The organism is Azospirillum sp. TSO5, from assembly GCF_003116065.1.
Taxonomy (GTDB): Bacteria; Pseudomonadota; Alphaproteobacteria; order Azospirillales; family Azospirillaceae; genus Azospirillum.
Genome location: NZ_LGQY01000045.1, coordinates 12,374 through 31,787, shown reverse-complemented (window position 1 = coordinate 31,787; position 19,414 = coordinate 12,374). Strand labels below are relative to the sequence as shown.

The 19,414-nt window shown below is 67.4% G+C and carries 18 protein-coding genes and 1 pseudogene; 8 read left to right on the top strand and 11 right to left on the bottom strand.

Annotated features, from left to right (window positions below; genetic code table 11):
• Window positions 1–99: 99 nt before the first annotated feature.
• Window positions 100–795, bottom strand: a complete 696-nt coding sequence (locus TSO5_RS13760; RefSeq protein ID WP_109152126.1) for a GntR family transcriptional regulator — start codon at window positions 793–795, stop codon at window positions 100–102.
• Between the two features lie 223 nt (window positions 796–1,018).
• Between TSO5_RS13760 and TSO5_RS13755 the strand changes: the two genes are divergently transcribed.
• The 6 genes from TSO5_RS13755 to hydA are packed head-to-tail and all read left to right on the top strand — an operon-like array spanning window position 1,019 to window position 7,321.
• Window positions 1,019–2,035 carry an ABC transporter substrate-binding protein gene (locus tag TSO5_RS13755; RefSeq protein ID WP_109152121.1) on the top strand — a complete coding sequence of 339 codons (1,017 nt, stop codon included), beginning with the start codon at window positions 1,019–1,021 and terminating at the stop codon, window positions 2,033–2,035.
• Window positions 2,036–2,087: 52 nt separating this feature from the next.
• Window positions 2,088–2,894 (top strand): ABC transporter permease, encoded by an 807-nt coding sequence (locus TSO5_RS13750; protein ID WP_109085304.1) that lies wholly within the window; start codon window positions 2,088–2,090, stop codon window positions 2,892–2,894.
• Between the two features lie 4 nt (window positions 2,895–2,898).
• Complete coding sequence (locus tag TSO5_RS13745; RefSeq protein ID WP_109152120.1) at window positions 2,899–3,717, top strand: ABC transporter ATP-binding protein; 819 nt, start codon at window positions 2,899–2,901, stop codon at window positions 3,715–3,717.
• Window positions 3,714–5,066, top strand: coding sequence for an amidohydrolase family protein (locus tag TSO5_RS13740; protein WP_109152119.1), 1,353 nt, complete (start codon window positions 3,714–3,716; stop codon window positions 5,064–5,066). The genes TSO5_RS13745 and TSO5_RS13740 overlap by 4 nt, the downstream gene beginning before the upstream one ends.
• A 43-nt stretch (window positions 5,067–5,109) precedes the next feature.
• Window positions 5,110–5,856, top strand: a complete 747-nt coding sequence (locus tag TSO5_RS13735) for an aspartate/glutamate racemase family protein (protein WP_247870751.1) — start codon at window positions 5,110–5,112, stop codon at window positions 5,854–5,856.
• Between the two features lie 28 nt (window positions 5,857–5,884).
• Entirely contained in the window at window positions 5,885–7,321 is a 1,437-nt protein-coding gene (hydA, locus tag TSO5_RS13730; RefSeq protein ID WP_109152118.1) for a dihydropyrimidinase, read from the top strand.
• Here the strand turns inward: hydA and TSO5_RS13725 are convergent.
• From TSO5_RS13725 to TSO5_RS13715, 3 genes are read right to left on the bottom strand one after another with little or no spacing between them, the layout of a single operon-like run.
• Entirely contained in the window at window positions 7,287–8,069 is a 783-nt protein-coding gene (locus TSO5_RS13725; RefSeq protein ID WP_109152117.1) for a GntR family transcriptional regulator, read from the bottom strand. The two genes, hydA and TSO5_RS13725, sit on opposite strands and share 35 nt — an antisense overlap.
• A complete protein-coding gene (locus TSO5_RS13720; protein ID WP_109152116.1) occupies window positions 8,066–9,457 on the bottom strand; it encodes an amidase in 1,392 nt (463 codons plus the stop codon). Before TSO5_RS13720 ends, TSO5_RS13725 begins: the two co-directional genes overlap by 4 nt.
• On the bottom strand, window positions 9,454–10,650 hold the full coding sequence (locus TSO5_RS13715; RefSeq protein ID WP_109152115.1) for an MFS transporter: 1,197 nt from the start codon (window positions 10,648–10,650) through the stop codon (window positions 9,454–9,456). Before TSO5_RS13715 ends, TSO5_RS13720 begins: the two co-directional genes overlap by 4 nt.
• 26 nt (window positions 10,651–10,676) lie before the next feature.
• On the opposite strand from TSO5_RS13715, the gene TSO5_RS13710 reads away from it, so the two are divergent.
• A complete protein-coding gene (locus TSO5_RS13710) occupies window positions 10,677–11,030 on the top strand; it encodes a hydroxyisourate hydrolase (RefSeq protein ID WP_109152114.1) in 354 nt (117 codons plus the stop codon).
• A 6-nt stretch (window positions 11,031–11,036) separates the two neighbouring features.
• On the opposite strand, the gene TSO5_RS13705 is transcribed toward TSO5_RS13710, so the two are convergent.
• From TSO5_RS13705 to TSO5_RS13690, 4 genes are all read right to left on the bottom strand, one after another.
• Window positions 11,037–11,858 carry an ABC transporter permease gene (locus TSO5_RS13705; RefSeq protein ID WP_109152113.1) on the bottom strand — a complete coding sequence of 274 codons (822 nt, stop codon included), beginning with the start codon at window positions 11,856–11,858 and terminating at the stop codon, window positions 11,037–11,039.
• 15 nt (window positions 11,859–11,873) lie between these two features.
• Window positions 11,874–12,731 carry an ABC transporter permease gene (locus TSO5_RS13700; RefSeq protein WP_109152112.1) on the bottom strand — a complete coding sequence of 286 codons (858 nt, stop codon included), beginning with the start codon at window positions 12,729–12,731 and terminating at the stop codon, window positions 11,874–11,876.
• 36 nt (window positions 12,732–12,767) lie between these two features.
• Window positions 12,768–13,802 (bottom strand): ABC transporter substrate-binding protein, encoded by a 1,035-nt coding sequence (locus tag TSO5_RS13695; protein WP_109152111.1) that lies wholly within the window; start codon window positions 13,800–13,802, stop codon window positions 12,768–12,770.
• Between the two features lie 72 nt (window positions 13,803–13,874).
• On the bottom strand, window positions 13,875–14,993 hold the full coding sequence (locus TSO5_RS13690) for an ABC transporter ATP-binding protein (protein ID WP_109152110.1): 1,119 nt from the start codon (window positions 14,991–14,993) through the stop codon (window positions 13,875–13,877).
• 215 nt (window positions 14,994–15,208) lie between these two features.
• On the opposite strand from TSO5_RS13690, the gene TSO5_RS13685 reads away from it, so the two are divergent.
• Window positions 15,209–16,612 carry an amidase gene (locus tag TSO5_RS13685; protein ID WP_109152109.1) on the top strand — a complete coding sequence of 468 codons (1,404 nt, stop codon included), beginning with the start codon at window positions 15,209–15,211 and terminating at the stop codon, window positions 16,610–16,612.
• 120 nt (window positions 16,613–16,732) lie between these two features.
• Here the strand turns inward: TSO5_RS13685 and TSO5_RS13680 are convergent.
• From TSO5_RS13680 to TSO5_RS13670, 3 genes and pseudogenes are all read right to left on the bottom strand, one after another.
• Window positions 16,733–16,999: pseudogene (locus tag TSO5_RS13680) on the bottom strand (transposase); the annotation flags it as partial.
• Between the two features lie 182 nt (window positions 17,000–17,181).
• Entirely contained in the window at window positions 17,182–18,579 is a 1,398-nt protein-coding gene (locus TSO5_RS13675) for an aminotransferase class III-fold pyridoxal phosphate-dependent enzyme (protein ID WP_109152107.1), read from the bottom strand.
• 44 nt (window positions 18,580–18,623) lie between these two features.
• Window positions 18,624–19,412, bottom strand: a complete 789-nt coding sequence (locus TSO5_RS13670) for an SDR family NAD(P)-dependent oxidoreductase (protein WP_109152106.1) — start codon at window positions 19,410–19,412, stop codon at window positions 18,624–18,626.
• Between the last annotated feature and the right edge of the window lie 2 nt (window positions 19,413–19,414).

Here is a 19,414-nt window from a genome sequence, read left to right as displayed (position 1 = left end):
CCGTCTCGTCTGATTACCAACGGGGCTGGGGCAATCCCTTTCTCAGCTCACCTCGCTGCAACACGCCGATCCCTGCACCACGCCGGACCTTGCAGAGGATCAGCGTTCGATTCTGTTGACATTGAGCGCAGCGAGGACGGCATCCGCGGTGTGGCCGCAGTGGTCTGCCAGGAGACTGCCGGCCGCCGCTACATCGCGCCGCCGGAGCGCCACCATGAAGCTCTCATGTTCGCTCAGGGAGTCGCGCCAGCGGTTGGCATCATAATTGGCCAGTGACCGGGCGCGGAGGATCTTTGAGGCGAAGCCAGCATAGGTGACTTCCAGGGATGGGTTGCGCGTCATTGTGACGATCCGGGCGTGTATCTGACGATTGGTCATGAAATAAGCCAGCCGGTCGCCGGCCTCGAACTGGGCGTGAAGCAGGGCATGGAGCCGGTCAAGTTCGGCGAACTCCTCCACCGTGCCCCTCTGGCAGGCAAGTCCGCCTGCAAGCGCTTCCAGCGCCTTCATCACTTCGAAGACGGCGGCGATTTCCATTGGATCGATGAGCGTCACCACGGCGCCGCGGTGCGGGCGAAGTTCCACCAGCCCCTCCGCCGCCAGGACGCGCAGCGCTTCCCGCAAGGGCGTGCGGGATACCCCGAGCTGTTCGCACAGCTGGACCTCCGGTACGTGGCTCCCCGGACGCAATTCGCCGGAAAGGATCATCGCGCGCAGTTCCGCGACGGCGCCGTGATGCAGTGTTTCACGGCGGATCGGCCCGGCGGAGGCATTGGCGGTCTTCACGGTGTTCATGGTCGATCCGGCGATGCCCATTGTGCTGAAGAATTGTGCAGCGATGCGCGAATGATGCCATGCGCTTAAAAACAAGGCAAGAGCGGACGCTGACGCATGTTCATCACGGATTAGCATATATCATTGATATAATGAGATAAATTACAAATCACCATATTGTATACAATTTGGCACGCGGCTTGCGACTGACTGATCATCGCAACCGCATCAGGGAATCTTGCCCATGTCGCTTCGATCCTTCACGTTTGGCGCCGTCACCAGCGTGGTCCTCGCCCTGTCCGCGGCTGCCGTGACCGCCCAAGCCGCCGACACGGAAGCGGTGAAGCTGGGATTCGCCAAATGCGCCCACTGCCTGCCGATGGCGCTGACGCCTGACTTGGCGACGGGCGTCAAGATCGAGGCCATCAACTTCAATTCCGGCAACGACGTGCTGACGGCGTTGGTGTCCAAGAGCATCGATGTGGCGCAGGTCACCTACCTCCACTACATCACCGCTCTCGACAAAGGGTTCGACGTGGTGGCCATCTCCGGTCAGGTGAATGGCGGCTCGGAGATTCTGACCGCCAAGGGGATCGAGCTGAAAGCGGACGACTGGGCCGGGCTGAAGGCGCTGATTGCCGATCGCAAGGCGAAGGGAGAGCCGCTGCGCGTCGCTGCGTCGCGCGGGAACGCCCAGGACATCCACATGCGCGGCGCCTTCCTGAAGAACGGCATCGACGTCAACAAGGACGTGCAGTTCGTCAACATCCCGAACCCGTCCGACCATGCCGCCGCCCTCCAGCGCGGCGAGGTCGACGTGATCTGTACGGTCGAGCCCTTCGCCTCGCAGATCCGCGGCAGCGGGGTGGGCCGGCACTTCACGCTTCCCTACGATCAGGCCGCCGGCAACCTGACCAACCTGATCGTCACCCGGTCCGACGTGATCAAGGAGCATCCCAAGGCGGTCGAGGCGACCGTCGCGTCCGTCGTGGCTCTGGTCGACAAGCTGAAGGCGGACAAGGGCGCCTGGGTCGACACCATCAACAAGTACACCGGAATGGACAAGACGGTCGCCGCGGAAGCGCTGAAGAACGCCTCGCCCGACTATGCCATGCACAAGGACAGCACGCTGGCCATCGCCGCGATGATGCGCGACTTGAAATACATCAGCCACGACGTCTCCGCCGCCGCCGAAAAGAACCTCGACTATAAGTTCCTGGAGACCGTCACGAACAAGCCGAAGACCGAGCTGGGATTCTGATCCGCAACAGGCTGCATCCGGCCAGATGTTTAATGGGACAGGAGACCGGCTCATGACGGCGATATGGAAATCCTGGGAACGTGCTGTCGTTCCCCTCTTCATCCTGGGGGCGTGGGAAGCCGTGTCGCGCTCCGGCCTTCTGCCCGCGGCGCTGCTGCCGCCGCCGACGGTGGTTCTGCATGCGTGGGGCGACTGGGTGTTCGGCTTCGACGAGACCGCACAGGCCAACAGCGGGCGCTGGCTGGCCGACGCGCTGTCCAGCGCCTTGCGGGTCGCCGCCGGCTATGGCATCGCGGCGGCCAGCGGCATCCTGCTGGGCATCGCCATCGGCTGGTGGCGCTGGGTCGAACGGACGGTGGAGCCGACCATCCAGATGCTGCGCCCGGTTCCGCCGGTGTCATGGATTCCGCTGGCGATCATCTGGTTCGGCATCGCCAACAAGCCGGCCATCTTCCTGGTCTTCCTCGGTGCCTTCTTCCCCATCCTGATGAACACTATCCACGGGGTGAAGACGGCCGACCGGAACCTGATCCGCGCCGCCTCCATGATGGGCGCCACCGAACAGCAGCTTCTGCGCCATGTGGTGTTCCCGGCGGCCCTGCCCAGCATCTTCGCCGGGCTGCGTATCGGCATTGGTGCCGCCTGGATGCTCACGGTCACGGCGGAGATGGTCGCGGTCAAGAGCGGGCTGGGGTACGTGTTGTGGGACAGCTATTACTTCCTGCGCTACGACCTCGTTCTCGCTTCCATGGCCAGCATCGGCCTGCTCGGCTACGCGACCGACGGCCTGATCAAGCTCCTGATGTCCGTGGCGCTGCACTGGCAGCACGGATCCACCCTGCAAAGCCGGGAGGGCTGACGCCATGGCCTCCATCGAGCTGAAGAACATCACCAAGATTTTCCGTGACGCCAAGCGCAAGCGCGATCTGCTGGCGATCGACGATGTCAGCCTTTCGGTAGAACCGAACCAGTTCCTTTGCCTGCTGGGCTCGTCGGGCTGCGGCAAGTCAACGCTGCTCAACATGATCGCCGGCTTCGAGAAGCCGACCGGCGGCAGCGTGACGGTCGGCGGCAAGCCGGTGGACGGGCCGGGCGCCGACCGCGGCATGGTCTTCCAGCAGGCCAACCTGATGCCCTGGCTACCGGTGTGGGAGAACGTCGCCTTCCATCTGCGGCTGAAAGGCTGGCGGAAGGCCGACCGCCGGGCCGCGGCGCAGGAATACATCGACATGGTGGGCCTGCACGGCTTCGAGAACCATTTCCCGGCCGAACTGTCGGGCGGCATGAGCCAGCGTGTCGGCATCGCCCGCGCCCTGCTGCTGAACCCGCAGGTCATCCTGATGGACGAGCCGTTCGCGGCGCTGGATGCCCAGACCAAGATGGACATGCAGGAAGAGTTGGTCACCATCTGGCAGAAGCAGCGCTGCACCATCGTCTTCGTCACCCACAGCGTGGACGAGGCGCTGGTGCTGGGCACCCAGGTCGCCGTTCTGACCAGCCGGCCGGGACGGGTGCGCGAACTGATCGACCTCGACCTGCCGCGCCCGCGCGACATCACCAGCCGGCAGTTCAACGACCACAAGCGCCACATCCTGAACCTGATCCGCGAGGAGGGGATGCAGCAGCGCAAGGAGGCACGTCCGGACTCCTTGGCGGTCAGCCGGCAGGGTGCGACGGCATGACCCCGGCCGCGCCCCCGACCCGGCTCCCGCTCGACCTGCTGCTGACCGGCGTCACCGCCATCACCGGCGACCCGATGCTGGGCATCATCGAGGACGCCGCCATCGGAATCCGCGACGGCCGGATCGCCCATCTGGCTCCGGTCTCCGCCGGACTGCCGGCGGCGGAGCGCACGCTGCACCGTCCCGGCCGGCTGGTAACGCCGGGCTTCGTCAACGCTCACCTCCATGCGGTGCTGGTGATGGTGCGCGGCGTCGCCGCCGACCTGGGTTTTGCCCCGTCCTACACCCCCGGCGTTCCCAAGGGTACCGACGCCACGCCGGAGGAGGCGCGGGCGCTGGCCCGGCTCGGCGTGGCCGAGGCGTTGCTGTCAGGTTCCACCCTGGTCTGCGACCATTTCGTCCATGCCGAGGCGACGCTTGACGCCATCGCGGAATTGGGGCTGCGGGTCCATGCCGGCTGGCGGGTGCATGACGTGGATTTCGCCCGCGTGCCGCAGGGGGAATGGCGCTTCGATGCCGGGATCGGCGAGGATCTGCTGCGACGGACGCTCGACCTGCACGACCGCTGGCACGGGGCCCAGGATGGGCGCATCGAGGTGCAGATGGCCGCCCATGCGCCGGACACCTGTTCGCCCGGCTTCCTGCGGACACTCGCCGCTGAGGCGTCGGCCCGCGGGATGCGCGTCAACACCCATCTGGCGCAAAGCCGGGTGGAGGTGGAGCGCGTCCGCGCCTCGACCGGCCTGTCGCCCGCGGCCCTGCTGGAGGAGGTCGGGCTGCTGAACGACCGGCTTCTCGCCACCCATTGCCTCTATGTCGATGACGAAGATATCACCCGGTTGGCCCATGCCGGCGCCCATGCGGTGCATGTGCCCAAATGCAACGCCGCATCCGGCAGGCTCGCACCGACCCCGGCCCTGAAAGCGGCGGGGGTCAATCTGGCGCTGTGCACCGACACCCAGCATGGCGACATGGTGGAGACAATGCGCTGGGCGCTCGCCACCGCCCGCATCGGCCAGGGCGGCGTCACCGCCGACTGGCAGCCGGCCGACGTCTTCCGCATGGCGACGCTGGGCGGGGCCGAGGCCGTCGGAATGGCGGACAGCATCGGCACGCTGGCTGTCGGCAAAAGCGCCGATCTGGTGCTGTTCGACAGCCGCCGGCCGCATCTGCGCCCGCAGATCAACCCGCTCGGCACCCTGGTCCACACCGGCCAGGGCCGTGACGTCGAAATGGTGATGGTCGACGGTGAGATGCTGGTGGAAGACGGCCGCCTGCTGCGTGCCGACCTGGAGCGTATCTGCATCGAGGCCGACGAGGCCGCCCGCGCGCTGTGGGCGCGCGCCTGAATCCCTGAAAACAAGAAAACGCCTGAAGCGACAAGGACCGAACATGAGCACGCCCGACCTGACCAAGCGCGTCCTTCTGGGGATGCTGACCCCGTCGTCCAACACGGTTCTGGAACCGGTGACCTCCGCCATGCTGAGCGGGCTGCCGGAGGTGTCGGCCCATTTCGGCCGCTTCACCGTCAAGGAGATCTCGCTGCGCGCCGCGGCGCTCGACCAGTTCACCGATGCGCCCTTCCTCGACGCTGCCCGCCTGCTGGCCGACGCGAAATTGAACGTGATCGGTTGGAACGGCACCTCGGCCGGCTGGCTCGGCTTCGATGCCGACGAGAGGCTGTGCCGCACCATCGCGGCGGAGACCGGCATCCCGGCCTGCACCTCCATGCTGGCGCTGAACGAGATTCTGGAGACGACGGGGCGTAAGCGCTTCGCCATCGTCAGCCCCTATCTCGACGAAATCCAGGAACGGATGGTCGCCAACTACAATGCCGCCGGCTTTGAAGTCGTGGCGGAGCGCCATCTGAACGACCGCGGCAACTTCTCCTTCTCCGAGATCACCGAGGAGCGGATCGAGCGCATGTGCGCCGAAGTGGCGGAGGCAAAGCCGGAGGCCATCGCCATCATCTGCACCAACATGCGCGGCGCTCCGGTGGCCGAGCGGGTGGAAAAGGCGCTGGGCATCCCCGTCTACGACACCGTGTCCACCGCGGTGTGGAAGGCGCTGCGCATGACCGGCGTCGACACCCGCCGTGTCGAGGGCTGGGGCAGCCTGTTCCGGGAACTGCACGGCTGACGGCCACCAGGGAAGAGGGGAGGGGTGCATGGAGTTCGATCTGGTCATCCGCAACGGCACCATTGCCACCGCGTCGGACGTGTTCAAGGCCGATGTCGGTGTGCGCGGCGGGACGGTCGCGGCGCTGGGCGCCGGCCTGGCCCCCGGAGCCGAGGAGATCGACGCCGCCGGGCTGCTGGTCCTGCCGGGCGGCGTCGATGGACACGTCCATTTCGACCAGCCGACCGGCGACGGGTCGGTGATGGCCGATGATTTCCTCACCGGCACCCGCTCCGCCGCATTCGGCGGCACCACCACGGTGCTTCCCTTCGCCTGCCAGGAGAAGGGCCGGTCGCTGCGCGAGGCGGTGGACGACTATCACCGGCGCGCGGCCGGCAAGCCGGTCATCGACTACGCCTTCCACCTGATCGTCACCGATCCGACCGAACAGGTTCTGGGGCAGGAGTTGCCGGCGCTGATCCGCGAGGGTTACACGTCCTTCAAGATCTACATGACCTATGATGCGCTGAAGCTGAACGACCGCCAGATCCTGGAGGTTCTGGACATCGCCCGCAGCGAGGGCGCCATGGTGATGATGCATGCGGAGAACGCCGACTGCATCGCCTGGCTGACCGAAAAGCTTGAGCGCGCCGGGCAGACCGCTCCCTTCTTCCATGGCGTCTCCCGCCCGCGGGTGGCGGAGCGCGAGGCCACTCACCGCGCCATCTCGCTGGCCGAACTGGTCGACGTGCCGATCCTGATCGTCCATGTCTCCGGCGCTGATGCGGTGGAGCAGATCCGCTGGGCACAGGGACGCGGCCTGCGGATCTATGCCGAGACCTGTCCGCAATATCTGTTCCTCACAGCCGACGATCTGGGCGGGGAGGGGTTCGAGGGGGCGAAGTGCATCTGTTCGCCGCCGCCGCGCGATGCCGCCAATCAGGCCGTGATCTGGGACGGGCTGACCGGCGGCACCTTCCAGGTCTTCTCATCCGATCATGCACCGTTCCATTTCGATGGTCCGGGCGGCAAGAAGGTCCATGGCGAGAAAGCACCCTTCCGCTGCGTGCCAAACGGCATTCCGGGGGTGGAGACGCGCCTGCCGCTGCTGTTCTCCGCCGGCGTGATGACCGGGCGGATGGAACTGACCAGGTTCGTGGAGCTCACCGCCACCAACCCGGCCCGCATGTATGGGCTGCATCCGCGCAAGGGCACCATCGCGGTCGGGGCCGATGCCGACATCGCCCTGTGGGACCCGACCCGGCGGGTAACCATCGCCAACGCTATGCTGCACCACAATGTGGACTACACCCCCTATGAGGGGATGGAGGTCACCGGCTGGCCGGTGGCGACGATCTCCCGCGGGTCGGTGGTGTGCCGCGACGGCGCGCTTCTGGCTCAGCCCGGCCGCGGCCAGTTCCTGCCCTGCGGCCTGCCGGCCCCCGCCCGTCCTAAGAGCGCTCCAGCGCCGGTGTTGGCGTTTTGAGGCTTCCCCCTCTCCCCGGCGGGGAGAGGGAATTCCTGTGGGAGGCGCAGGCTGCGGCCACCACCTCGCCGGTGCGGCCGACATGGTGCATGAACAGCCGCTGCGCGGTCTCGCCGTCGCGGGCCTCCATGGCGGCCAGGATCTCGCGGTGCTCCAGCACCGACTCCTTCCATCGCCCCTGAGCGCCCAGCGCGAAATAGCGGGCCCGCGCCAGCCGGCCGAGCAGCCGGTCATGCGCATCCACCAAGGCCGGGTTCTTGGCGCTCGATACGATCAGCCGGTGGATCTTCTGGTTGATGGAGAAATATTCCTCCAGCGCGCCGGCCCCTTGCAACGCTTCGATCTTTTCCTGGAAACCGCGCAGCCGGCGCAGGTCGGCGGCGGTCATCCGTTCGGCGGCCAGCCTTGCCGCGAAGCTCTCGATGCAGCCTTCGGCCTCGAACAGGTGGATCAGCTCGCCGGCGTCGAGCGGGGCGACGATGGCGTTGCGGTTGGGACGCAGCATCACCAGCCCGTCGGCCGCAAGCAGCTTCAGCGCCTCGCGCAGGGGCGTGCGGGAAATGCCGAGCTTCTCGCTCAGCTCCGGCTCGATCAGGCGGGCCGACGGCGGCAGTTCGCCATAGATGATCATGGCACGCAGGCGTTCCACCGCCATCTCCGCCAGCGGCGGCGGAGGCACCGTGCGGCGGCGCCGGGGGGCGGCTTCGGTTTCGGAGGCGTCTCTGGGAACGTCGTTGTCCATGCTCATCCGGGGTGTCCTTGCCCGCCGGCGGCGAGCACCATTTCAATATGGGCGGCGAAGCGCAGCACCCGGCGGTCCCGCCCGCGTGGGGCGACGACCTGCATCCCGACGGGAAGCCCGTCACGGCCGATGCCGCAGGGCAGGCTGATCGCCGGAACCCTGGCGTGATTGAACAGCGGGGTGAAGACGGCATGGGCCCGCGGCGGCACCGCCTGCCCTCCGATGGTCTCCGGACCCAACCGGTCCAGCGGCCAGGCAACGCAGGGCGTCGTCGGGCCAATCAGCAGGTCCGCGTCGGTGAAGAAGGCGGCGAGTGCGCGTGCGACCTCCACCCCCAGCAACTGCGCCGCCGCGACCTCCGCCCCCGTCAGGGTCAGGCCGCGTTCGATCTGCACGGCGATGTCGGGATCCAACAGCGTCGGGTCGCGACGGAAGGCGTCGCCGTAGAGGGCGGCCAGCCCGGCATGCTGCAAAGGCATCAGCGCCGTTTCCGTCACCCCGGCCGGCCAGGACAAATCGCGCCGGACGATGCGCCCGCCCGCCCGTTCCAGTGCGTCCACCGCGCTTTCGACCGCCTGCCGCACATCCTCGTCGACCGGTGCATCCAGGCCGAAGCGGGGGCTGTAGGCGACGGTCAGGCATTCGGGCGGTCGGGTGTCCGCAGGGGCGACGGCGATGGACTCGGGATCGCGCGGATCGGGACCGCAAAGCGCCTCGAACATCAGCGCCGCGTCGGCGACGTCGGCGGCGATCGGAGCCATCACGGCGATGCCGGTGAAGGGTTCGGCGAAGCCGGGGCCGTAGGGGATGGCGCCGAAGGACGGCTTGAACCCGACCGCACCAACATGGGCGGGCGGGCGGCGGCTCGACCCGCCGGCATCGGTGCCGAGCGCCAGCGGCACCAGCCCGCCGGCAACCGCCACGGCAGGCCCGCCGCTCGACCCACCGGGGGTCAGGGTCTGATCCTGCGGGTGGTGCGTTGGTCCGAACAGTGGGTTGGTGGTGACGCCCTTGCAGGCGAATTCGGAGCTGTTGGCCATCCCGACGATGACGGCGCCGGCAGTGCGCAACCGCTCCACCGCGATGGCGTCAGCCGGAGCACGGAAGTCCGCGAACAGGCGTGACCCTTGGGTGACGCGGCGGCCAGCGACCCAGATGGTGTCCTTGACCGCGACCGGGACACCGGCCAGCAACGGCTTTTCTCCGGCGGCCAGCCGGCGGTCGATGGCATCCGCCTCGGCCAGCGCTTCGGCCTCATCGACGGAGACGAAGGCGTTCAGCGCCGGGTTGCCGGTGGCGATGCGGGCCAGCGCCGCTTCTGTTTCGGCGCGGGCGCTGCTGCGGCCGGTGCGCACGGCTTCGGCAATGGCGCGCGCGCGCGGAGGATTGGTCATCGCTTGTCTCCGAGAAGGCTGAGGCCGGCCAGCGCCGCCAGCAGACCCACGGCGATATAGCCGGTGGCGAGGTCGCTGACCGCGGCGGCGGCGACCAGCAGGATCGGTCCGGCGATCAGCCCGGCAAAGCCGCCCACCATGACGGCGCCGGTCGCCTCGCCGATGCGGCCGGCGGGCGCCAGCCTTGCGACCTCGGCCACGAACACGCCGTTCCAGCCGCTCGCGGTCAGTCCGAACAGGAAGGTCGCCATTGCCAGCACCGGGAAGGGCAGGGAGGCTCCGGCCCATCCCACCAGGATCGATGCTACGGCCATGCCCAGCCCCAGAAGGCCGACCAGCCGGCGTGGCGCCATCCAGTGCGATGCCACTACACCCCAGCCGAGCCGTCCCACCAGTCCGCCGGCTTGCCCGGCAGCCAGCGACACCCCGGCGGACACATGCTCCAGCCCCAGTTCCTCCACCGCGAAGACCACGAAAAAGCCGTTCAGCGTCAGTTGGCTGGCGGAATAGGGGAAGGCTGCCAGCGCCATCCGTCGTAGCGCCGGGTCTCCGCGCAGCAGTTGAATCGCCGTACCCAGGCCGAAACCAGCGGCGGCATTGCGGGTCAACGGATCATAGACAGGCCGCAGCCGCTCGAAGACCGGAATGCAGGCCAGCGCCAGCATGGCGATGACCGCATAGCCGGCGCGGGGATCCAGGGCGACGGCCAGAAGCGGCAGAGCAAGCGATCCAGCGATGGCGCCGATCTGGTTGCCTGTCTGGCGGACGGAAAAGACCATCGGCCGGTCGGCTTCCCGAACCAGCCGGCCGAGGATCGCGGCACTGGCCGGTGTTTCAGGTCCGCAGGCAAGGCCGATGGCGATTCCTGCTGCCAGCAGCCCTGCGGCGCTTCCGCCCATCATCGCGCACAGCATGGCGGCAGCGACCGCCGCCGCACAGAGGCTGGCGACCCGGAAAGGCCCGAGACGCCCGGCCAGCACGCCCCCGTACAGTGACGCCGCCATCCCGACCACGAAGCCGGTTGTGGTGAACAGGCCCAGCCCCGCCGGATCGATCCCCAATCGGGGCGCCAGTACCCCCGGTGCGAACAGGGCAAGCGCGACCAGCGCCTGCAGGCCGGTCATGCCGGCCAGCGCCGGAAAGAGCGGGGGAAGCCGTGGAACTGGCGTCGCGGTTGCCGTCTCGGCTACCATCGCGGCGAACCGAAGACGGAGGCAGCATGGCAGGCGGAGTTTCGATCCATGGCGTGGACGTGGCGCGTGGCATCGCGGCCCATGGCATGAGGGTGGAGCTTTACGCACTGACCCCCGAACGTCGGCTGCTGGCCACGGGCGACCTCGGCGTCAACGGACAGCTCGACCATCCAACCGTGCGCGGCGAGGGCATCGCGGAGGGCCCGCACGAGGTGCTGTTCCATGTCGGCAACTGGCTGCGCGCGGCCGGCTATGCCGAGGAGCAGGCCCGGTTCCTCGATATCGTTCCGTTCCGCTTCGTCGTCACCGACCTCGACCGCCATCTCCATCTGCCCTTCAAGTTCACGCCCTACGGGGTTTCTCTCTTTTTGGGTGTATGACACGGGTCAGGTCAACCGTTTGGAAAGACCGGCGACACGTTCCATCACCAGCATCAGCGCGATGGTGGCGACGATCAGCACGCCGGACAGCGCTGCGACGGTGACGTCCAGCCGGCCTTCCAGATCCTGCCACATGCGGATCGGCAGCATGTCGGTGGCGGCGTCGCGCAGGAACAGCGAGACCGGGACGTTGTCGAAGGACGCCATGAAGGCGATGAATCCGCCGGCCATGATGCCGGGTCGGATCAGCGGCAGGGTGACGCGGCGGAAGCCGTACCAGCGCCCCGCACCCAGGCTGGACGATGCCTCCAGCAGCGACGGGTTCATCTGGGCCAGCGACGCCACCGTGTTGCGCACCACGAATGGCACGGAGACGACCGTGTGGCCGATGATGAGCGTCAGCGGTGACACAGGCACACCGATCATCGAAAAGAACATCAGCGACGACAGGCCGAAGGCCAGCGCCGGTAGCACCAGCGGCGACAGGAACAGGCTGTCAAGAACCTTGGCGGTCAGCGTCGGCGACCTTGCGATGCCCAGCGAGGCGGAGACGCCGAGCAGGACCGACAGGCCGGTCGCCCAGGCGGCCACCTTCAGGCTGTTCATCATGGCGAACTGGAGCTGCCAAGCATTCCACAACTCCCCATACCAGCGCAGTGAATAGCCGGGCGGCGGGAATTTCAGGGAATAACCGCTGGTGAAGGATACCCAGATGACCACCACGGTGGGGGCGACCAGCAGGACCAGGGCCATCAGCGCGATCCCGGTCATGACGATGCGGAAGCTGAGCGCGTCGAGGTTGATGCGGCGACCGGCAATATTGGACATGACAGCCTCCCCTGGTCAGGCGTTGGCATAGCCGCGCGACAGGCGGCCCAGCGCGTTGAAGATCGACACCACCACCAGCACCGACACCAGGAAGACGATCGAGATCGCCGCGGCGAAGGGCCAGTTCTGCAGGGTGGAGGCCTGCTGGTAGATGTACATCGGCATGAACAGCATCTGCCCGCCGCCGATCAGGCTCTGCGTGATGAAGGCGGTGATCGCCGCGGCATAGGTCAGCAGGCAGCCGGCGACGATGCCCGGCAGCGATAGCGGCAGGAGCACCTTGCGGAAGGTCCGCCAATGCCCGGCCCCCAGCACCGACGAGGCATCGGCGAGGTTCGGATCGATGCGGCTGAGCGCCGTGATTATCGGCAGCACCATCAGCGGCATCTGCACTTGCGCCAGTGCCACGACGACGCCACCGTCGGTGTAGAGCAGCTTCAGTGGCGTATCGATCAGCCCCAGCCAGGCCAGCGTGGCGTTGACGATGCCCTGGCGGCCCAGGATGACCACCCAGGCGAAGGTGCGCACCACCACGCTGGTCAGCAACGGCAGCAGCACCAGCAGCATGATCAGCCCCCTGGCCCAGCCGGGGGAGCGCTGGTGCAGCCATGCCACCGGATAGCCCAGCAGCAGGGTCAGCACCGTCACCTTCACCCCCAGCCACAGGGTGGAGCCCAGAACCCCCAGGCTGAAGCTGTCGCCCAGGAAATTGACATATTGGGTCAGCCCGTAATGGCCGCCCTGCTGGTCGGTCTGGAAGCTCAGCGCCAGCAGGATTACCAGCGGCGTGACGAAGAACAGGACGAAGCCCGCCGCCAGCGGAGCCGCGAGTTTCAGGTCGTAGGTGGTGACGTCGCGCAACGTCGCGGCCATGGGGCGCCTCCTCCGGCTGGCGGGCTTGTGGGATGGTCAGACGCGGATTTCGCGGTTGAACCGCTCGATCCAGGCGGCACGCTGCTCATTGATCTTGGCCCAGTCCTGGAACACGAATTTCTTCGCGATCTCGGCATGATCCTTGGCCAGCTCGCCCTTGATCGCGACCTTGGTGTTGGTCGGCACGATCAGATAGGGCTCCTCCATCAGCGTGGCCTGCACCTCCGGCGACAGGGCGGCTTCGATCAGCTTGAAGGCCAGCTCCTTGTTGGGGGAGTTCTTGACGATGTGGATGGTGGTCTTGAAGGCGATGGCGCCCTCCTTCGGAATGACGAACTCAACCGGGACGCCGCGCGCCTTCAGGATCTGGATGGCGTTGAAGTTGCCGGGGGAAATGTCGATCTGGCCCTGCTGGAACAGGGTGGCGAGCTGGCCGGGGTTGGCGGCGACGGCGGCGAGGCTGGGGCGCAGCGCCTCGATGGCCTTGAAGGCCGGGTCGATGTTGGCTTCCGACCCGCCATGCATCTTGGCCAGTTCCACCATGAAGCCGGTGCCGAGCGTCGAGTTCAGGTTGGTGATGCCGACGCGGCCCTTGAATTCCGGCTTCCACAGGTCGGCCCAGGAGGTCGGCGGCGTCTTGACCGTTTCCGGGTTGTAGGTGATGCCCACCACCTGGAAGAAGGGCGCCGGCCCCATCGGGATCTGCGCAGCCGGGATCAGGTCCTTGTAATGAGCGCTTTTTTCAACCGGATAGGGTTCGACGAGATCCTGCGCGATGGCCTGAAGCGCCGGACCCGGATCATGCAGCATGACGTCGATCGGCGGGTTGGACTTGGCGGCGTTGACCTTGGCGATCTGGTCGACCGACAGCATCGGGTCCAGAACTATATTGGCATTGTCTGCCGCCTTGCGGAAGGCGGGGACGAGCACCGCTTTGTGAGCTTCCTCCCAGCTGCCGGTGAAGGTCGCGAAGACCAACGGGCGCGCCTGCGCCCAGGTCAGGCCGGGGAAGGCGTGCATGGCACCCAGCGTCAGCGCCGTCTGCATCAGATTGCGGCGGGTCAGCAGCATCGTTCACTCCTGAAGGTGAGAGGGGACCTGAAGGTGAGAGGAAGTGGGCGGATCTAAGGGGCAATAAGCAGGTCAGGCCGCGGCGAAGACCGAGGCGAGGCGGGGGGCGACCGGCGCCAGCCGTACCGGCGTCCCGGGGGCCAGCAGGTCGGCGCGCTGGGTGCGCGGTTCCGACACCTTGACGGCGGTGCCGTCGCCGACGCGGATCTCATGGACGACTGTGGCGCCCAGCGGCAGCCCCATCTCCACCACGCCGTTCAGCGTGTCGGCATCGGTCGCGGCCGGATCGACGCTCAGATGTTCAGGGCGCAGGCAGACGGTGACGCGGGAACCTGGCCGCAGGTCGTCCTTGGGCGCGCGCGTCTCGATCAGCCCGCCGGCATCCAGCCGCACCCGGCCAGCGGTGCGGTCGCTGTCGACCAGCACCCCGCCCAGCAGGTTGGCCGAACCGACGAAGGTGTTGACGAACAGGCTGTCGGGCGCGTCGTAGATCTCGGTCGGCGGGGAGAACTGTTCCAGGCGGCCCTGGCTCAGCACCGCGACACGATCGGCCATCGACAGCGCCTCTTCCTGGTCGTGGGTGACGAGGATGGTGGTGATGCCGGACAGGCGCTGGATCCGCTTCACTTCGATCTGCATGTCCAACCGCAGGTTTTTGTCCAGAGCGGCGAAGGGCTCGTCCAGCAACAGGATCGACGGGTTGACCGCCAGCGCACGGGCCAGTGCTACGCGCTGCTGCTGCCCGCCGGACAACTGGCGCGGGGTGCGGTCGCCCAGATGCCCGAGCTTGACCAGATCCAGCATGCGCTGCGCCTCGCTGCGCTGGGTGGCACGGTCGACTCCGCGCGCATCCAGCCCGTAGGCGACGTTTTCCGCCACTGTCATGTGCGGGAACAGCGCATAGTTCTGGAAGACGATGCCGACCGACCGGCGGTTGGGCGGCAGGCCGTCCACGCTCTGCCCGCCGACCATCACATGGCCCTTGGTCTGGGCCAGGAAGCCGGCAATGATCCTGAGCAGGGTCGTCTTGCCGCAGCCCGACGGGCCGAGCAGGGCCACCAGTTCGCCGCCGCGGATGTCGAGCGTGACCCCGTCGACGGCGAGTGAGGCGCCGTAGCGTTGGGTGATCCCATCCAGGAGGAGCGTCTGCCCGCGTGGGGAAGTCGGGCCGTTGGGCGAAGCGCTGACCATGGCTGCACCATCCCTTTCGCGTTTCCGTTCTATGTGTCCTCCCTTAGCAAACGGCATGCCGATTTTGGTATTTTCCATGTATTACAGTATGATAAGCATGTTCTGGAGTGCGTTTCCTGAAGCGCGGAACCGGGTATGCCGTCATCTTGAGCGGCGACCGGATGCAGTTGCCGCTTTTGGCGCCATCGCCGGGACAGCGGCTGGGAGATTGATGGATGTCTGTGCAGAGCGACGGTCTGTGGCAGGACGGCGCGGCCGCCTTGGCGGCGCGTCTGGCCGGTGGGGAGCTTTCGGCACGGGCGGTGATTGAGGCGCATCTGAACCGGATCGCCGCCGCCGATCCCGACCTTTGCGCCTTTATCACCGTCGCCGCGGACGAGGCGCTGGCCCGGGCTGCGGAACTGGACGCGACGCTGGCGCGGACGGGCCAGCCCGCCGGCCCGCTGCATGGCCTGCCGGTGGCGGTGAAGGACCTGACGGACACCGCCGGCATCCGCACCACCTACGGCTCGGCGCTCTATGCCGACCATGTGCCGGCCACCAGCGACATCGCGGTGGCGCGGATCGAGGCGGCCGGCGGCATCGTCATCGGCAAGACCAACACGCCGGAATTCGGCTTCGGAGCGATCTGCCGCAACCGTCTGGCGGGACCGACGGGCAACCCGTTCGACGCGCGGTTGACCTCCGGCGGGTCGAGCGGCGGATCGGCGGTCGTCGTCGCCGCCGGCATGGCCCCGCTGGCGCACGGCACCGATTTCGGCGGGTCGGTGAGGGTGCCGGCGAGCTTTTGCGGCGTCGCCTCCATCCGGCCGACGCCCGGACTGATCCCGGCGCCCGGCCGCGCGCTGGGCTGGGACACGCTGTCGACACATGGGGTGATCGGGCGCGACACCGTGGACTGCGCCCTGCTGCTGTCGGCCATGGCCGGCAGCGACCTGCGCGACCCGACGTCCCTGATCGGTGACCGCGACGACGGATCGGAGACGCGGCTGGGCGCCACCGCCGATTTCGGCGTTGCCACCGTCTCCCAGGCGGTGCGGGAGCGCTTCGCCGAAGCTGTGGAGCGGCTGGAGCGGGCCGCCGGGCCGGTGGCGCACCGTCATCCCGACTGCGGCGATGCAATGGCGATCTTCCGCACGTTGCGCGCAGCGCAGATCCGTCACGCCTACGGCCCGCTGCTGGACAGTCACGGCAACAGTCTGACCGACACCGTGCGCTGGAACATCGAGGCGGGGAGCGGCATCACCGCCGACGCCTATCTGGAGGCGCAGGCCGCCCGCACCGCGCTCTACCGCCGCTTCGTCGCTCTGTTCGAGGAGATCGACGTATTGGCCGCCCCGGCCTGCGGCGTGCTGCCCTGGCCGAACGAGGATGGCGAGGTGACGGTGATCGACGGCCGGCCGGTGGAGACCATCCTCGACTATCTCGGTGTCACCGCCATCGTCACGCTGATCGGCTTCCCCGTGCTGACCCTGCCGGTCGGTGGAGACGGACTGCCCTTCGGCATCCAACTGATTGCCCGTCCGGGCGAGGAGCGACGGTTGATCCGCCTGGGTCGGATGCTGGAGCGGGAGGCCGGTTTCGTTCATCGCTGGCCGCCCGCTTTGGTGACCCGATAAAACATGGCACGTATCCCAGAGCTTTGCTGCTCCGCACCAACCCGTCGACCGAGCCGGCAACCGTGCAAATCTATGATTTGCGCTTCGTCATAAGGCTGGGATGGAACCTCGAACGAAACCGCCCAGCAACCCCTTGGTCTGGCGCAGCGGCTGATGGAATATCAAGCGGACCATCAACGCCGTTTCAATGGCGAGGTCCGCGTAACGCACTTGCCCACCCGGTGTAGTCCGAGGAGCCGCCCGCCAGGCGGCAAGCGCGGCCTCATCGACCCAAAAGGTTAAGCTGCCGCGCCAGCGCAGCCCCGCTTCATTCGAGGACCAATTCGTCACCGTCAACAGTATCTTGGGGATGCGGTGGCGACGGGCAGCGTTGTGCTTGAAGCGCATGGCGGGCGCGTTAGTCAGGGCAACGGGGCCGCCCTTCTACACGGCGCGTGCACCCCCGCCAACCGGTCCGGCTCGCCTCCGTGCACCAACACTCCCCCCGATCATTTCACCGTGCGGCGCAAGTACCCCCAGGTTTGCGACGGTCTCGGCACAGACAACTTGGTTCGGCAAATTGCCGCCCTTCAGCGGAATACGCGCGACAGTGCGCCGCCGATCGCAGCCACGATGCGGTCGATGTCGTCGGCGGTGGCGATCAGGGCGGGGCTGAGGCACAGCGTGTTGTTCAGGCCGGGCAGCGAGCGGTTGGTGGCGCCGATGATGACGCCGTTGGCCATGCAGTCGGCGACGACCGCCTGTACCAGCCTCTCCTCCGCCGGCTCCTTCGTCGCCCGGTCCTGCACCAGTTCGACGCCGCAGAACAGCCCCTTGCCGCGCACGTCGCCCATGGCGCGGTGACGTTCCGACAACTCCCACAGGCCGGCCAGCAGCCGCTCTCCCATCGCCTGGGTGTTGGCGAGGAGATTCTCGTCCTCGATGATCCGCATGTTCTCCAGCGCCGCCGCCGGGCCGGCGACGCAGCCGCCGAAGGTCGAGATGTCGCGGAAGATGGACATCGGGTCGGCCGGATCGTCCTTGAACAGCTCGAAGATCCGCTCGGTCGTCACGGTGCAGGAGATCGCGGCATAGCCGGACGCTACGCCCTTCGCCATGGTGACGAAGTCCGGCTGCACTCCGTAATGCTGGTAGCCGAACCATGTGCCGGTGCGCCCGAGACCGCATACCACCTCGTCGATGTGCAAGAGCACCTCGTGGCGGTGGCAGATGTCCTGCACCTTCTCCCAATATCCCTTCGGTGGGGTGATGACGCCGCCGCCGGCGGTGATCGGCTCCAGGCACAGCGCACCGACGGTGTCCGGCCCCTCGCGCAGGATCACCGCCTCGATGGCGTCGGCGGCCAGCTCGCCGTAATTCTCCACCGCACCGTATTGGCTGCGGTATTCCAGGCAATGCGGCACCTCGACGAAGCCGTCGGGGAAGGGGCCGAACTGGGCGCGGCGCTGCGCCTGCCCGGCCGCCGCCAGCGTGCCGAGCGTGGTGCCGTGATAGTCGCGCTCGCGGTAGAGGATCTTGGATTTGCGGCCGCCATGGTGCCGGTGCGCGATCTGGCGTACCATCTTGAACACCTTCTCATTCGCCTCGGAGCCGGAGTTCGAGTAATAGACCCGGCTCATCCCCGGCATCTTGCCGATCAGCTTTTCGGCGAAGCGGGCGCCGGCAATCGACCCGGCGGAATTGGCGAAATAGTTGAGCTTCACCAGCTGGTCGCGCACCGCGTCGGCGATGCTGGCCCGGCCATAGCCGACATTGACCGTCCACACGCCGCCCGACACGGCGTCGAGATACTCGCGCCCAGTGGCGTCCCACACCCGCATCCCCTTGCCTTCGACGAAGATGCGCGGGTCGGTCGTCTCGAACCCCTTGTGCTGGGTCAGATGGTGCCAGACATGGGCACGGTCGGCCTCGATGATGTGGCGGATGTCGTTTGTGCGTGACAGGTCGGTCCGAAGGACGTCATCCATCAGTCATCTCCTAGGGCTGGAAGGCGGTGCCGCTCAGGGCGGGATCAGGCGGGCGTTTCGCGGTGGATCTTGAAGGGCGACCAGGACTGGCTGACCGGCATGATCTCGACGCTGTTGATGTTGACGTGGGAGGGCAGCGAGACCACCCAGCGCACCGTCTCGGCGACGTCCTCGGGTTGCAGAGGGTTGGCTCCGCCATAGAGCGCGTCGTAGGCGGCCTTGTCGCCGCCGGTGCGCACCAGGGTGAATTCGCTTTCCGACAGGCCCGGCTCGATGGAGGTCACGCGCACACCCTGGACCGACAGGTCGCAGCGCAGGCCGAGCGAGAACTGCTTCACGAAGGCCTTGGTGCCGCCATAGACATTGCCGCCGGGATAGGGCCAGTTGGAGGCGACCGACGCGAGATTGACGATCAACCCGCGCCGGGCGATCAGCCGATCCAGCAGCAGCCGGGTGATCGTCACCAGCCCAGTAATGTTGGTGTCGATCATGGTGCGCCACTGGTCCAGGTCGCAGTCCTGCGCCGCCGCGGTGCCCAGTGCCAGCCCGGCATTGTTGACCAGGACGGAGATGCCGGCGAACTCTTCTGGCAGGGAGTCCAGGGCGGCGCGCGTCGCTTCCTCGTCGCGGATGTCGAAGCACAGTGGATGGACCATCGCCGGCCCGCCCAGCGTCTCGACCAGGGCATCAAGCCGATCCTGGCGCCGGCCGGTGGCGACGATCCGCCAGCCTTCCGCGACCAGCCGCCGGGCGATGGCGTCGCCGAATCCGGAGGTGGCGCCGGTGACGATTGCCGATTTGGCAGTGGCCGATTTCGCGGCGGTGTTCGACATCG

What these genes read in the sequence shown, in the direction of transcription:
- TSO5_RS13725 (WP_109152117.1), bottom strand. Translation starts at nt 8,069, where the DNA reads ATGAGCATGGACAACGACGTTCCCAGAGACGCCTCCGAAACCGAAGCC.
- TSO5_RS13705 (WP_109152113.1), bottom strand. Translation starts at nt 11,858, where the DNA reads ATGTCCAATATTGCCGGTCGCCGCATCAACCTCGACGCGCTCAGCTTC.
- TSO5_RS13710 (WP_109152114.1), top strand. Translation starts at nt 10,677, where the DNA reads ATGGCAGGCGGAGTTTCGATCCATGGCGTGGACGTGGCGCGTGGCATC.
- TSO5_RS13670 (WP_109152106.1), bottom strand. Translation starts at nt 19,412, where the DNA reads ATGTCGAACACCGCCGCGAAATCGGCCACTGCCAAATCGGCAATCGTC.
- TSO5_RS13695 (WP_109152111.1), bottom strand. Translation starts at nt 13,802, where the DNA reads ATGCTGCTGACCCGCCGCAATCTGATGCAGACGGCGCTGACGCTGGGT.
- TSO5_RS13715 (WP_109152115.1), bottom strand. Translation starts at nt 10,650, where the DNA reads ATGGTAGCCGAGACGGCAACCGCGACGCCAGTTCCACGGCTTCCCCCG.
- TSO5_RS13700 (WP_109152112.1), bottom strand. Translation starts at nt 12,731, where the DNA reads ATGGCCGCGACGTTGCGCGACGTCACCACCTACGACCTGAAACTCGCG.
- TSO5_RS13740 (WP_109152119.1), top strand. Translation starts at nt 3,714, where the DNA reads ATGACCCCGGCCGCGCCCCCGACCCGGCTCCCGCTCGACCTGCTGCTG.
- TSO5_RS13685 (WP_109152109.1), top strand. Translation starts at nt 15,209, where the DNA reads ATGTCTGTGCAGAGCGACGGTCTGTGGCAGGACGGCGCGGCCGCCTTG.
- TSO5_RS13745 (WP_109152120.1), top strand. Translation starts at nt 2,899, where the DNA reads ATGGCCTCCATCGAGCTGAAGAACATCACCAAGATTTTCCGTGACGCC.
- hydA (WP_109152118.1), top strand. Translation starts at nt 5,885, where the DNA reads ATGGAGTTCGATCTGGTCATCCGCAACGGCACCATTGCCACCGCGTCG.
- TSO5_RS13690 (WP_109152110.1), bottom strand. Translation starts at nt 14,993, where the DNA reads ATGGTCAGCGCTTCGCCCAACGGCCCGACTTCCCCACGCGGGCAGACG.
- TSO5_RS13760 (WP_109152126.1), bottom strand. Translation starts at nt 795, where the DNA reads ATGAACACCGTGAAGACCGCCAATGCCTCCGCCGGGCCGATCCGCCGT.
- TSO5_RS13675 (WP_109152107.1), bottom strand. Translation starts at nt 18,579, where the DNA reads ATGGATGACGTCCTTCGGACCGACCTGTCACGCACAAACGACATCCGC.
- TSO5_RS13750 (WP_109085304.1), top strand. Translation starts at nt 2,088, where the DNA reads ATGACGGCGATATGGAAATCCTGGGAACGTGCTGTCGTTCCCCTCTTC.
- TSO5_RS13755 (WP_109152121.1), top strand. Translation starts at nt 1,019, where the DNA reads ATGTCGCTTCGATCCTTCACGTTTGGCGCCGTCACCAGCGTGGTCCTC.
- TSO5_RS13735 (WP_247870751.1), top strand. Translation starts at nt 5,110, where the DNA reads ATGAGCACGCCCGACCTGACCAAGCGCGTCCTTCTGGGGATGCTGACC.
- TSO5_RS13720 (WP_109152116.1), bottom strand. Translation starts at nt 9,457, where the DNA reads ATGACCAATCCTCCGCGCGCGCGCGCCATTGCCGAAGCCGTGCGCACC.